12 protein-coding genes and 1 pseudogene are annotated in these 12,826 nt (G+C 74.8%); 5 read left to right on the top strand and 8 right to left on the bottom strand.

What is annotated here, in order from left to right:
• Positions 1 to 167: 167 nt before the first annotated feature.
• Complete coding sequence (gene rsgA, locus IF30_RS0124450) at positions 168 to 1,289, top strand: ribosome small subunit-dependent GTPase A (RefSeq protein WP_030242299.1); 1,122 nt, start codon at positions 168 to 170, stop codon at positions 1,287 to 1,289.
• 106 nt (positions 1,290 to 1,395) lie between these two features.
• On the opposite strand, the gene IF30_RS0124445 is transcribed toward rsgA, so the two are convergent.
• Positions 1,396 to 1,935: an ASCH domain-containing protein gene (locus IF30_RS0124445; protein WP_078891646.1), complete on the bottom strand. Its 540-nt coding sequence runs from the start codon at positions 1,933 to 1,935 to the stop codon at positions 1,396 to 1,398.
• Positions 1,936 to 2,081: 146 nt separating this feature from the next.
• Here IF30_RS0124445 and IF30_RS0124440 point away from each other — a divergent pair, with 146 nt between their 5' ends.
• Positions 2,082 to 3,650 (top strand): DNA-3-methyladenine glycosylase 2 family protein, encoded by a 1,569-nt coding sequence (locus IF30_RS0124440; RefSeq protein ID WP_030242293.1) that lies wholly within the window; start codon positions 2,082 to 2,084, stop codon positions 3,648 to 3,650.
• Positions 3,647 to 4,204 (top strand): methylated-DNA--[protein]-cysteine S-methyltransferase, encoded by a 558-nt coding sequence (locus IF30_RS0124435; protein WP_324605650.1) that lies wholly within the window; start codon positions 3,647 to 3,649, stop codon positions 4,202 to 4,204. Before IF30_RS0124440 ends, IF30_RS0124435 begins: the two co-directional genes overlap by 4 nt.
• 218 nt (positions 4,205 to 4,422) lie before the next feature.
• Here IF30_RS0124435 and IF30_RS45530 read toward each other — a convergent pair.
• A pseudogene (locus IF30_RS45530) lies at positions 4,423 to 4,857 on the bottom strand (GNAT family N-acetyltransferase); the annotation flags it as partial.
• Between the two features lie 108 nt (positions 4,858 to 4,965).
• Complete coding sequence (locus IF30_RS0124425) at positions 4,966 to 5,472, bottom strand: MarR family winged helix-turn-helix transcriptional regulator (RefSeq protein ID WP_078891645.1); 507 nt, start codon at positions 5,470 to 5,472, stop codon at positions 4,966 to 4,968.
• Between the two features lie 240 nt (positions 5,473 to 5,712).
• Here IF30_RS0124425 and IF30_RS0124420 point away from each other — a divergent pair, with 240 nt between their 5' ends.
• The gene (locus IF30_RS0124420) at positions 5,713 to 7,218 is read left to right on the top strand and encodes an MFS transporter (RefSeq protein ID WP_078891644.1); all 1,506 of its coding nucleotides are present in this window, start codon (positions 5,713 to 5,715) and stop codon (positions 7,216 to 7,218) included.
• 62 nt (positions 7,219 to 7,280) lie between these two features.
• On the opposite strand, the gene pth is transcribed toward IF30_RS0124420, so the two are convergent.
• The 4 genes from pth to IF30_RS0124400 form a co-directional block, all read right to left on the bottom strand.
• Positions 7,281 to 7,916 (bottom strand): aminoacyl-tRNA hydrolase, encoded by a 636-nt coding sequence (gene pth, locus IF30_RS0124415; protein ID WP_051711006.1) that lies wholly within the window; start codon positions 7,914 to 7,916, stop codon positions 7,281 to 7,283.
• A gap of 103 nt (positions 7,917 to 8,019) precedes the next feature.
• Positions 8,020 to 8,772, bottom strand: coding sequence for a DUF305 domain-containing protein (locus IF30_RS0124410; protein ID WP_078891643.1), 753 nt, complete (start codon positions 8,770 to 8,772; stop codon positions 8,020 to 8,022).
• Positions 8,769 to 9,434, bottom strand: a complete 666-nt coding sequence (locus tag IF30_RS0124405; protein ID WP_030242277.1) for a DUF3105 domain-containing protein — start codon at positions 9,432 to 9,434, stop codon at positions 8,769 to 8,771. The genes IF30_RS0124410 and IF30_RS0124405 overlap by 4 nt, the downstream gene beginning before the upstream one ends.
• A gap of 103 nt (positions 9,435 to 9,537) precedes the next feature.
• Positions 9,538 to 10,131: a hypothetical protein gene (locus IF30_RS0124400; protein ID WP_158835442.1), complete on the bottom strand. Its 594-nt coding sequence runs from the start codon at positions 10,129 to 10,131 to the stop codon at positions 9,538 to 9,540.
• A 318-nt stretch (positions 10,132 to 10,449) separates the two neighbouring features.
• On the opposite strand from IF30_RS0124400, the gene IF30_RS41925 reads away from it, so the two are divergent.
• On the top strand, positions 10,450 to 12,135 hold the full coding sequence (locus IF30_RS41925) for a protein phosphatase 2C domain-containing protein (protein WP_051711004.1): 1,686 nt from the start codon (positions 10,450 to 10,452) through the stop codon (positions 12,133 to 12,135).
• A gap of 19 nt (positions 12,136 to 12,154) precedes the next feature.
• On the opposite strand, the gene IF30_RS0124390 is transcribed toward IF30_RS41925, so the two are convergent.
• Positions 12,155 to 12,802, bottom strand: coding sequence for a TetR/AcrR family transcriptional regulator (locus IF30_RS0124390; RefSeq protein ID WP_078891642.1), 648 nt, complete (start codon positions 12,800 to 12,802; stop codon positions 12,155 to 12,157).
• Positions 12,803 to 12,826 lie beyond the last annotated feature (24 nt).

The following is a 12,826-nucleotide window of genomic DNA, read 5'->3' as shown; positions in this document are numbered from 1 at the left end:
TCGTTGTCGCCCCGATAGCTGCCCAGGGCAGCACTCGCGTTCACCTCCTTTTCCCGGCCGCCGGCTGAGCCCTTCGCGCCAGCTGCAGCCCGCCGGGATGATCTCCTCCCGAAGGGCCCACCGCGTTGTTCAACGCTGCCTCCGTTTCGTCGTTCTCTGCTTCCTCCATCTCTGCTTCCTCTTCCCCGTCCCCCTCCTGCGGTGACGAGTCCGCTGTCGGCTCCGCGCTGGCCGACTACGGCTGGACGTCCGAGCTCGCGGAGCGGTTCGCCCCGCTCGGCGAGGCCGGGCTGCTCCCGGCCCGGATCCTCCGTGTCGACCGCGGACAGTGCGACGCCGTGATCGCCGACCCGGAGACGGGCGAGCCGCGCACCGTCCGGCTCGACACCAGGCCGGTGGGCGACGCCGACATGATCAACTGCCCGTGCACGGGCGACTGGGCGGCCGTGGACCTCCACGCCCAGCCGATGGCCGCCGTCGCCGCGCTGCTGCCGCGCTCCACCGCGATCATCCGCAAGGTGGCGGGCAAGCGCTCCGACGGCCAGGTGCTGGCCGCCAACGTGGACGCCGTGCTGATCGCCGCCTCCCTGGCGGCCGATCCCGACCTCGGACGGATCGAGCGGTTCCTCGCCCTGGCCTGGGAGTCAGGCGCCGAACCGCTGGTCGTCCTGACCAAGGCCGACCTGGTCGACGACGCCGACTTCATCCGGGCCGACGTCGAGGCGGTCGCGCCCGGAGTCACGGTGCTCGTGGTGAGCGCCGAGACGGGCGAGGGCATGGACGTGCTCCGCGCCTGCACCCCCGGCACCACCGCGGTCATCGGCCAGTCCGGCGTCGGCAAGTCCACCCTCACCAACGCGCTGGCCGGCGCCGAGGTGATGACCGTCCAGGAGGCCCGCTCGGTCGACCAGAAGGGCCGCCACACCACGACCACCCGCGAGCTGATCCCGCTGCCGGGCGGGGGCGTGCTGATCGACACCCCCGGGCTGCGCGAGGTCGGCCTCTACGGTGGCGAGGGCGTGGACCTGGCCTTCGCCGACATCGCCGAGCTGGCCGAGCAGTGCCGCTTCCACGACTGCGGCCACCACACGGAGCCAGGCTGCGCAGTGCAGTCGGCGCTGGCCGACGGCACCCTGCCGCAGCGCCGGATGGAGAGCTACCTCAAGCTCCAGCGCGAGAACGACTGGATCGCCTCGCGCACGGACGCCCGGGTGGCCAAGGCCCGGTTGCAGAAGTGGAAGGCGATCACCAAGTCGATGCGTGCCGCGGGAGGCCCGGTGAAGCGCTGACCATTCCGGCGTCGGCTGGTGCCCGCCGACGGCCGTGCAGCGGCTGTCCGGCCGTCGACCGGCGGGCCGATCTCCGTTGAGCCGATCTCCGTCGGGCCTGACAGGCTCAACGGAGGTCGGCCACCAGACGGAAGCGCTGCAGGAGCAGCGGAGTGGCGTCGTCCACGGTGAAGTCCGGGTCGTCGAGGGCGGCGCGCGACTGCGGGCCGTGCCAGAAGTTCTCGTGCGCCGCTCGCCACTCGGCCACGCTGCCGTACCCCTCGCCCTCGTCCAGGGCGTGCTGCAGGTCGACCTCGGCGAGCGGGGCCACGCGGACGTCCGTGGTCTCGATCACCGCGATCCGGCGGCCGTCCGAGTCCAGGACGGCAGCCCGCTCGCCGACCCGGGGCAGGGGTTCGTCCTCGTGCTCGTAGGCGGCGACCAGGCCGGTGGTGCTGGTCTTGGTGCCGCTGAGGATGGCCGCGACCAGCTGGTCGCGCAACGGGCCGGGGAACGCGAACTCCTCCGGGGGCAGGGCGGCGACCCGGGGGTCGCCCGGGCCGGTATAGGGCTGGTCGGCCCGGGGCTGCTCGGTGTGGGAGTGGCCGGTGGGGGACTGGCCGGTGGGGGACCGGTCGGTGGGCTGGTTGCCGGGTTGCTCGTTCATCGCGCGAGCGTAGCCGCGCGCCCGCCTGGACGGCCCGCGAATTTCGGCCCGCGGATCTCGGCGCGGATCCCGGCGCGGACCCCGGCCCTGGGGCGAGGCGAGGCGGGGGCGGGGTGGGAGGGGAGGGGGAGGGCCCCCGAACGGCGATGTCCGATTCCCGCCAGTCCCGCCCCGTCCACTGCCGCAGACTGGACAACGTGATCGACGACGACATCCGGTACCGAGCCGTGGACAGCCGCGACGCCCGCTTCGACGGCGTCTTCTTCACGGCCGTCACCTCCACGGGCATCTACTGCCGACCGAGCTGCCCCGCCGTGACACCCAAGCGCGTCAACTGCGTCTTCTACCCGAGCGCCGCGGCCGCGCAGGGCGCCGGCTTCCGAGCCTGCCGCCGCTGCCGCCCCGACTCCGTGCCGGGCTCGCCCGAGTGGAACCACCGCGCCGACCTGGTCGGCCGTGCGATGCGCCTGATCGGCGACGGCGTGGTGGACCGCGAGGGCGTCGCGGGCCTGGCCGGCCGCCTCGGCTACAGCGCCCGCCAGTTGCAGCGCCAGCTCACCGCCGAACTCGGCGCCGGCCCGATCGCGCTGGCCCGCGCCCGCCGCGCCCAGACCGCCCGCCTCCTCCTGCAGACCACCGAACTGTCCGTCACCGACGTCGCGTTCGCGGCAGGCTTCGCCTCCGTACGCCAGTTCAACGACACCGTGCGCGAGGTGTACGACCGGACCCCCAGCGGCCTGCGGGCCGAGGTCGCCGCCGGTCGCCGCACCGCGACCCCGGCCGGCGGCCTGGTCCTGCGCCTGGCCTACCGCGGTGCGCTGGACAGCGACCACCTGATCGACTTCCTCGCCCTGCGTGCCGTCCCCGGGGTGGAGGAGGTCGTCCAGGGCGAGCGCCCCGGCGTCCGCACCTACCGGCGCACCCTCGCGCTCCCGTACGGCCACGGCATCGCCGAGGTCGACGGCCTGGCGCCGGGCGAGCCGCGCACCCGCGGCTGGCTGGACTGCCGCCTGTTCCTCACCGACCTGCGCGACCTGCCGACCGCTGTCCAGCGGCTGCGCAACCTCTTCGACCTCGACGCCGACCCGCTCGCGGTCGACGAGCAGCTCGGCGCAGACCCAGTGCTCGGCGCGCTGGTCCGGACGCGGCCCGGACTGCGCTCGCCCGGCCACGTGGATCCGCACGAGCTCGCCGTCCGCGCCGTCCTGGGCCAGCAGGTCACCGTGGGCGCCGCCCGTACCCTGGCGGGGCGGCTTGCCGAGAAGTACGGCGCCGCGCTGCCCGAGCCCAGCGGCGGCCTGCGACTGCTCTTCCCGACCGCGGCGGCGCTGGCCACCGCCGATCCGGAGGACTTCGCGATGCCCGCCGCCCGCCGCCGCGCCCTCACCGGATTGTGCGAGGCCCTGGCGGAGGGCGCGGTCCGCCTCGACAGCGGGGTCGACCGGGAGGAGGCCGCGGCCCGGCTGCTGGACCTGCCCGGAATCGGCCCCTGGACGGTCGGCTACCTGCGGATGCGGGCCCTGGCCGACCCGGACGTCTTCCTGCCGAGCGACGTGGGCGTCAAGCACGGCCTCGTCCGGCTCGGTGCCCCCGGCGACCCGAAGTCCGCCGCCCGCGCGGCCGAGGCCTGGGCGCCGTGGCGCTCCTACGCCGTCCACCGGCTGTGGGCCGGCCCCGCGATCACCACTACCGGAACGGAGACCGTACGAGCATGAGCACCACCACGAGCACCCGCATGAGCACCATCACGAGCACCCGCGTGAGCACCACCGTCTACACCACCATGGAGAGTCCCCTCGGCCGGCTGCTGCTCAGCGGCGTCCTGCCCGAGGACGGCGGACCGGCCGCGCTGGCCACCGTCACCGCGCCCGGGCAGAAGTACGCGCTGGCCGAGCCCGCCGACGGTTGGATCCTCGACCCGCAGGCGCTGGCCGAACCGGTCGCCCAGCTCACCGCCTACTTCGCCGGCGAGCGCACCGACTTCGACCTCCCGCTCGCGCCGGTGGGCACCGAGTTCCGCCGCAGGATCTGGGCGGCCCTGGACGAGATCCCGTACGGCACGACCGTCACCTACGGCGAGCTCGCGGTGCTGGCCGGGCAGGAGCCGCGCATGGTCCGGGCGGTCGGCGGCGCGGTGGGCGCCAACCCGCTGCTGATCGTGCGCCCCTGCCACCGGGTGCTCGGCGCCGACGGCTCGCTCACCGGCTTCGCCGCGGGCGTGGACCGCAAGCGCCGACTGCTGGAGCTGGAGCACGGAACCCTGTTCTGAGGCGGCGATCCGAGCCCGTGACCCGAGCCCGGCGATCCGAGCCCGGTGACCGGAGCACCGTGACCCGAGCCCGGTGACCCGAGCACCGTGACCCGAGCACCGTGACCCGCCCCCCGGGGGCACTGCGGAGCGCGGAGGTCCACCCGCCAGTCGTGGCTGCGCATGAACCGCCCGGGCGGGAACTCGAAGTCCGTCTCGCCGACCAGCGTGAACCCGGCCTTCGCGCACACCGCGTTGGAGGCGGGGTTGTCCACCGACGGGAAGGCGTGCAGGTAGCGGTGCGCGGCTTCGCGGCGGGCGGCCGCGATCGCGGCGCGGGTGGCGGCGACGGCGATTCCGCGGCCCTGGAAGCCGGGCAGTACGTTCCAGCCCATCTCGTGGACCGTCCCGCGCTCCCAGGTCCGGGTGCCGTAGCCGACCGTCCCGACCGGCTCGCCCTCGGGCAGCAGGACGATCCGGTACATGCAGCCGAGGCCGGACGGAACGAAGTCCAGGTAGCGCCGGTGCCGGACGAGCAGTTGGTCCTCGCTCTCCGGGCCGCCGACGTGCTTCTTCATCTCCGGGGTGTTGACCTGGCGCAGCAGCGCGAGGTCGGCGTCCGTCCAGGGCTCGATCCGGACCTGTGCCCGGGCGCCCGCCTGTGTGGTGGTCATGCGGGGACGGTAGCGGCCGGTCCGAGCCGTCGACCAGCGCTTTTTCCCGCCGGGCGGCGGGGCGGCGGGGCGGCGGGACTGCGGGTCGGCGGGGCCGGGCGGCAGGTGTCAGCCCTGTTCGGTGCCGGCTCCCGGCTGAGCGAGGGCGCGGGCGAGCTGTTCCAGTGCGGGCAGGGCGTCGACGACCGCCGCCCGGGCGGTGGGGCCGAGGGTGTCGAGCGCGGTGGCGATCCGGCGCTCGTGGGCGTGCTGCCAGTCGTCCAGCTGGCGCCGGCCGGCCGGGGTGAGCGCGATCCGGGCGGTGCGGCGGTCGCCGGGATCGGCCTGGCGGTCGACGAAGCCGGCGTCGAGCAGCTTCCCGACCAGGCCGCTGACGGTGTTGGGGGCGAGCCGCTGCCGGGCGGCCAGCTCGCCGACCCGCAGGGGTGCGGCGGCCAGGGTCTGGAGGAGTTCGACCTGCGCCATCGGCAGGGACTCCCACGGGTAGTCGGTGCGGATGCTGCTGCGCAGCGCGCGGCGCAGCCGGGTGACGGTGTCGGTCAGCCGTCGGGCGTGCTCGACGGCCTGGTCGGGGCCTTCGATGGCGGGGTCGGAAACGTGTGGTGACGACGGCATGGCGGACAGCGTATCGCCTGGTACGGACCGCGCCGGGGGCCCGGTCCGGCCCTCGGACGCGGCGCGGCGCTCGACACGGTGTGCCCGCCGAGGGGCGCCCGATGGCGGGTGCCCGACGAGCGGCGCATTCCGAGGCGCGCCTTGCGCGGGGCACCTTGCGCGGGGGCCCTGCGAGAGGCTTCGTATCGCAGGGCGACCAACTCGTAGAAGGAACATATCTGCATCCGATATATTCGACGCATGGACGCCACCTCCCTTGCCGCCCGGCTGCTCACCGAGCGCCCCCGGCCTCGCGGCATCGCCGGCTGGCGCCACGCGCACTGGCTGGCCGTCGGCACGGTCTGCCTCGGCGCCTTCCTCGGCCAGCTGGACGCCAGCGTCATCGCCCTGGTGTTCCCCGCCATCGGCCGCCACTTCGGCGCGGGCTTCGCCGCCGTCGAGTGGGTCGCCCTCGCCTACCTGCTCGTCCTGGTCGCCCTGCTGGCTCCGATCGGCTGGCTTTCCGACCTGGTCGGCCGCAAGACCATGTACATCGGCGGCTTCGCCGTCTTCGGCCTCTCCTCACTCGGCGCCGGATTCGCCGGCAGCCTGTGGGCCCTGGTCGGCTGCCGTGCCGTCCAGGCCGTCGGCGCCGCGATGATGCAGGCCAACAGCGTCGCCCTGGTCGCCCGTGGCGTCCCCGGCCACGCCATGCGACGCGCGCTCGGCATCCAGGCCTCCGCCCAGGGCCTCGGGCTGGCCCTCGGGCCCAGCCTCGGCGGGCTGCTGGTCGAACACGCCTCGTGGCGGTGGGTGTTCTGGGTCAACGTGCCGATCGCCGTGTTCGGCATCCTGGCCGGCCGGTACCTGCTGCCCCGCACCCGCACCGACCGCCCCGCTCCCGTACCGCAGCCCCGCACGCGCGGCGCCGCCCGGCCACGCCCGGCCGGCGGGGGCGCCGACGCCCGCTTCGACCTGCCCGGCATGCTGCTGCTCACCGGTGCGACCACGGCGCTGCTGCTCGCCCTCTCCACCGCCTCCGGCCTGCCCCTGCCCGGCTGGGCCGTCGCCGTGCTGCTGCTTGCCGCCGCCGCGCTCACGCTCGCGCTGGTGCGCCAGGAGCGGCGCGCCGCCCGGCCGATCCTGGCGCCCGGCCTGGTCAACACCCCGGGCGTGCGGTCCGGCCTGGTGGTCGCGCTGATCGGCTACCTGCTGCTGTTCTGCCCGCTCGTGCTGGGCCCGGTGCTGCTCACCGACGCGGGTGTGTCGACGGCCCGGGCGGGCCTGGTGGTCACCCTGCTGCCCGCCGCGTTCGCCTTCGCCGCGACGGTCGGCGGCGGGCTGTTGCCGCGGGACTGGTCGGACGTCGCCAGGTGCCGTCTCGGCGCGGCCGTCGCGGCCGTCGGGCTGCTGCTGTTCGCCCTGCTGCCGACCTCGGCCGCGGCGGCGGCTCCGCTGCTCGTCGCCGGGTACGGGCTGGGACTGCTGCTGCCCGCCAACAACGCGCTGGTGATGCGGGCCATCCCCGCGGAGTGCTCGGCGGTCGGCGGCGGCATGGTCAACACGGCGCGCAGCCTGGGTACGGCGCTCGGCATGGCGCTGTCCGTGCTCGGTGTCCACCTGGCGGGCGCGGCGTCCGGAGGGCGGACGGTGCTGTTCGCCCTCGCGGCGGTCGCGACGGCGGCCGCGGTCCTCACCCGGCCGGTCCGCGGGGCCGGTCCGGTCCGGGGCGGCCGGGGAGGGCCCGCCGTTCCCGACCGCCGGTGACAAGGCGGCGTTGCGGCCGGTGGCCGGACCATCGGCAGGTGACCGACGGGCTGCCGCACCGGCTACGGACGGCGTTCCGGCCCCGTCCGTGAGCGGTCGGGCAGGTGCCGGGCGGTCCGGGTGTTCAGGATGTCCTGGGCCCGGTTCAGGCCGAGCCGCACGAGTGCCTCCAGGGCGTCCGCGCAGGCGTCCAACTCGTCCGGCATCACGGCCAGTTCGTCGTCCGAGAACTTCGCCAGCACGAAGTCGCCGACGCTCTGCCCCTTCGGCGGCCGCCCGACGCCGAACCGCAGCCGGATGAAGTCGCGGGTGCCGAGCGCCTCGCCCACCGAGCGCACCCCGTTGTGGCCGCCGGGTCCGCCGCCGCGCTTGAGCCGGGCGGAGCCGAACGGGAAGTCCAGGTCGTCCTGCGCGACCACCAGCCGCTCGACCGGCACGCCGTACCGGCGCAGCAGCCCGGCGACCGGGCGGCCGGACAGGTTGATGAACCACAACGGCTTGGCCAGCAGCACGGGGTGGCCGTCGACCTGGATCTCCGCGACGAGCGTCGCGATCCCGCGCCGCCGGAAGCGGGCGCCGTGCCGTTCGGCCAGCCGGTCCACGGCGAGGAAGCCCGCGTTGTGCCGGGTCAGCCGGAACCACGGGCCGGGGTTGCCCAGTCCGGCGATCAGCCAGGGGGCACCGGCGTCCGGGGTCATACGGGAGTCTCCGAAGGGTGTGGGGACGGCGGAAGGCCGGGGGCGGCCGGGGACCGTACGGGTCCGCCGGCCGCGCCCCGGTGGCCGGCCTGCTCGGGGCGGCTCAGGAGGCGGGGACGCCCGGGGCGGCGCCGCGCTCCTTGAGCATGTCGGTCATCAGCTCCAGCTCCGAGGTCTGGGCGATCACCATCGACTGCGCGAGCCGCTTCTCGGAGTCGTTCCGGGCCAGGTCCACGTAGCCCTGGGCCATCTCGACACCACCCTTGTGGTGCTCGATCATCAGCTGCAGGTAGTACACCTCGGCGTCCCGACCGCTGAGCGAACGCAGCTTCGCGATCTGGGTGTTGGTGGCCATGCCCGGCATCAGCGAACCGTCGTGCGCCTGGTAGTCGTGGTCCATCTTCATCCACGCCATCGGCTTGGCGCCCGAGTGCTGCGGCAGCCCCCACTGCTCCAGCCAGCCCATCATCATGCCGCGCTGGTTGGCCTGGGTGTTGATCACGTCGAAGGCCAGGGTGCGGGTCGGCTCGTCGCTCGTGCGGTCCCGGACGACGAACGACAGGTCCACTGCCTGCTGGTGGTGGGTCGCCATGTCGCGGGCGAACCCGGCCTCGGGCGAGTCGTCGGCCGGCACGGACAGCGAGGACGACCCGGAGGCCGAGGTCCCGCCGGCCACCAGCGCAGGCACCCCGAGCGCCAGTGCCACGGCGGCGGCCAGCGCGGCCGGCCACCAGAGCCGGCGGCGCGGCGGCTTGGCGCCGCCCTCGGCGACGACGGCTTCGGCGACGGCTGCGGCGGCTTCCCCGGTGGTGTCCTCGGCGGCGGCCTGCTCGGGGCGGCCCGCGTCGGCGGTCACATCTGCCCCATGGTGCAGGAGGCGCCCGGCTCCTGGGTCTGCTTGCCCTGGACGTACTTGGTGAAGAACTGGTTCACCCGGGGGTCGCTGGCGCTGTCCACGATCAGCTGGGTGCTCCAGGCGTTCAGGGTGATGGTGCCCTGCTCGTCCGGGTACGGGCTCATCAGCGAGTACGGGGTGGTCTTGACCTTGTCGGACAGGGTCTTGATGTCCTCCGGCGTGGCCTTGCCGTTGTACGTCACCCAGACCGCGCCGTGCTCCAGCGAGTGGACGGCGCGCTCGTTCTCGACCGGCTGGTCGTAGACGTGGCCCATGCAGTCCAGCCAGACCGCGTTGTGGTCGCCGCCGACCGGCGGGGTCATCGGGTAGGTGACCTTCTCCTTCACGTGGTTGCGGCTCAGGTCGCCGAAGGTCTTCACGCCCGGGATGTCCGCATTGGCGGCGGCTTCCTTGTCCTTCTTCTTCTGGTTCTGGTCCATGACGACCCAGGTGCCGGTCGCGATCGCACCGATCACCAGCACGCCGGCCGCCACCGAGGCGATGATCTTGTTGCGGCGGTCGCGGCGCTGCTCGGCGGCGCGCAGTTCGGCTATCCGGGCGCGGCGGTCGAGGCCGTCCTGCCTGCCACCGGACTTGTTGGACTGCTTGGAGGCGGAACCCATGATGGTGTCCTTGTCTCCGCCGCGCACCCGGTCGGTGGCGGCGGTCAGCTGGAATGCGAGGAAGGGCGGATCCGCCGGAGACAGCGCCGGCGGTGGGTTCCGCTCAGGACCGGTGGACCTGGAGCTCGTGCAGATCGGGTGCCGGGTGCGAACCGTCCAGCAGACCGGCGGGCACCACCCGGGGCAGCGCCTCGGGCGCGGCCGGAACGAGGGGCGACACGGCCTGCTGCGGTTGCGGCGGCGGGTTCGGCAGCTGGGCGTCCTGCGGGCAGTACGGATGGCTGGTGCAGCCGTTGTCGTGCGGGGGCCGGCCGTCGGCGGTGCAGAGGATCCAGTGACCCTGCTCCTCGGCGATGCGGCGGTGGTCGGACGCCTTCGCGTCCTTCGCGGCCATCGCGTCCTTCGCGGCCATCGTGGACCTGGTGGTCTGCGCGGCGTGGCCGGGGTGGGAAGCCTGCCCGGTGGCGATCTGCACGTCGACGACGTTGATGACGGTCACGACGCTGACGACGCTGACGGCGCTCACCGGAGCGGCGGTCGGCACCGCAGGGGCCGAACCGCCCATGGCCTTCGCCTGGCCCGCGCACGGCAGCATCGTCAACAGCGCGACGAGCAGCAGGACCAACAGCGCACCCACCGGGCGGCCCGCCGGTGCGGCCCTCCCCGGTCGGGGCAAGCTGGGGGCCGACGCGGTCATGCGGACATTTAATCAGCCGAACGGGTGAAGCGATGCCCCCCATCGGCCCTCATTTTCGGGGGGCCAAACACCCGGATGTCCAGGAAACGCCCGGCTCCGGGCACATCCGGCAAGCACGGACGGAACGGAAACGAACGATGCGGTGACGTCCACGGAGCGCGGACGGCGAACCGGCTGGTCGGCGCGGTGGCCGGGATGTTCCGGTGGTTGACCGGTTGTCGCGGAAACCCGGACAGGGTCGTTGCACTTGGAGAACAATGACGTCGAGCCCGGCCCGCCCGGGGGCGGCGCGACCACGGACCCACCAGGAGCCGCCAGATGAGCACCCAGGGTGCACCCGCACAGCCGCACCGGCCGGACGACGGCTGGTGGGACGCCGTCTACGACGGCCCGGCGGGCACCCTCCCCGACACCCCGGACGCCGACCCGGGGGACGGCAGCGTCGACGACTGGTTCGACACGGCGGCCGGGCTCATCGGACCGCAGCGGTCGGGGGAGGCACAGGCCGCTGCGGTGGACGAGACCGCCGAGCCGGAGCCGCCCACCCGGTCCACCCCGTCCACCCAGTCCACCCCGGAGCCGGAGCCCGGGGCGCAGTCCGAGCCGGAGCCCGGGTCGGAGCGGGAGTCGGAGCGGGGTGGCCGGGACAGCATCGACGAGTGGTTCGACACCGCGGTCGGGGTGATCGGCGGCGCGGAGGGGATCGGGCGGCAGCGGACGTCGACCGAGACCCACCAGTTCAGGGCGCCGTCCTTCGCGGACGACGGGCCGGGGCCGGGGGCGGAGCCTTCGCCCGAACCCGAGCCCGATCCGGTCTCGTTGGAGAAGCCCGTCCACGAACCGGGGCCTGCGGCGGAGCCGGAGCCCGAGCCCGAGCCTGAGCCCGACCCGGCGCCCGAGCCGGAGCCGGAGCCGGAAGCCTCCGACGTACCCGCCCGACCCCTGCCCGAGGCCCGGGAGGCTGCCGCCCCCACCCCGGAGCCCGAACCCGACCCGGAACCCGCCCAGGCGCCCGACCCGGAACCGGCGCCGCCCACCGCGGCCGTCCCCGACCCGCGCCTGGCCGTCCGCGCGCCGCTCACCGACGGGGCCGCCGTTCCACACGTCGGCGAGCGCCCCCCGACGTACGGCCCCGAGCCGACGGCCGTACCCGAAGTGGACCCCGGCACCCTGCACGCGATCGTGCCCGACACCGTGCTGGAGGGGGCGCAGTACGGGCCGTCCGTGCTGCGTGCCGCTTCCGTCCGGGGCGACTCCGCGCGCTACCGGGGCGAACCGCGCCGGGACTCCCTGCTGGTCACCCGCTTCGGTGAGGGCCCCGACGGACTGCTGCTCGCCGTCCTCGGCGGCTTCGACCGTACCGGCGGAGCCGCCGAGGAGGCGGTCGCCCCGGAGGCCGTCGCCACCGGCGCCGGCGAGGCGTGCCGCCAACTGGCCGCCGCGATCGGGCGCAGTCGGGCCGGACTGGCAGCGGACCTCCGTGACGGCGCCCGGGACCGGCTCCGCTACGGCCTCCAGCGGCTGGCCACCAGCGCCGCCGCCCCGCTGCGCGCCCTGGCGGCCCGGGAGGAAGGGGACGGCAGCCCGTCGCCGGCTTCGCTGCACTGCCTGATGGTGTCGCTGGATCCTGCGGCCGGCTACCGCGCGGCGTTCGGCGTCGGGCCGGGCGGACTGTACCTGCTGCGCTCCGGGCACTGGATCGACGCGTACGCCGCCCGGCTGCTGCACCACCCGGACGGGCAGCCCCCGGTGCCCGAGGCCCCGGTCCCGGAGCCGCGCCCGTTCCGCTTCCGGCTCGTCCCCGTGACCCCGGGCGACGTCCTGCTCCTCTGCACCCCCGGCCTGGCCCGCCCGATCGCCGACGAACCCGCCGTCGCCCGTTTCCTCTCCACCCACTGGACCCACCCGCACCCGCCGGGCACCGTCGACTTCCTGCGCCAGGTCCAGGTCCGTGCCAAGGGCTACGCCGACGACCGCACGGCCGCCGCCGTCTGGACCGAGTAGGGGCGGGTCGACCGAACCCCTATCCCGGTGCGCCAGAAGTCGGCTCCGCCGACTTCTCGTGCGAGGCGGGCGTGTGGAGGAGGATCCGGGCGACGGTGGTCGCGTGGGTGAGGGCGGTCGGGGGGTGGGCGTCGGGGAGGCCGATGGCGAGGGGGACGGCGAGGCCGTCGAGGAGGGCGCGGAGCTGGGCGGCGCGGTCGGCGGCCGGCCCCGGGGTGAAGTGGCCGGTGGCGGTGCCCTCCTCGATGAGGGCGACCAGGTCGGCCTGCCAGGGCGCTTCGATCTCCTGCTGCCCCTGGCGCAGCTCGGCGCTCGCGGGGGAGCGGCCCCACACCTCGACCCAGAGGATCCAGCGCGGGTCGCCCGCCCCCTCCGGCAGGTAGAGGCGCAGGTAGGCGTCGAGGCGTTGCCAGGGGTCGAGGGAGTGGTCGGCGAGGGCGTCGCGGCGGCGGGCGCCGAGCTGGTCCTCGCTCCAGCGGAGGGTTTCCAGCAGCAGCTGGTCCTTGCTGCCGAAGTAGTAGAGCAGGTGTCCGGCGCTCATCTGGAGCTGTTTGCCGAGGCCGGCCATGGTGAGTTTGGCGAGTCCGTGTTCGGCGATCGCGGCCCGGGCGGTGGCGAAGACCTCCTCGCGGGGGCGCGCCGGTCGGCGCGGGCGGGGGTCTGCCATGTCGGGGGCTGCTCCTTCCGGGGC

Origin of the sequence: Streptomyces sp. NRRL S-350 (genome assembly GCF_000719705.1) — a bacterium.
Lineage (GTDB): Bacteria > Actinomycetota > Actinomycetes > Streptomycetales > Streptomycetaceae > Kitasatospora.
Note: the sequence above shows the minus strand (reverse complement) of the source record. Positions and strands in the feature narration are given on the sequence as shown.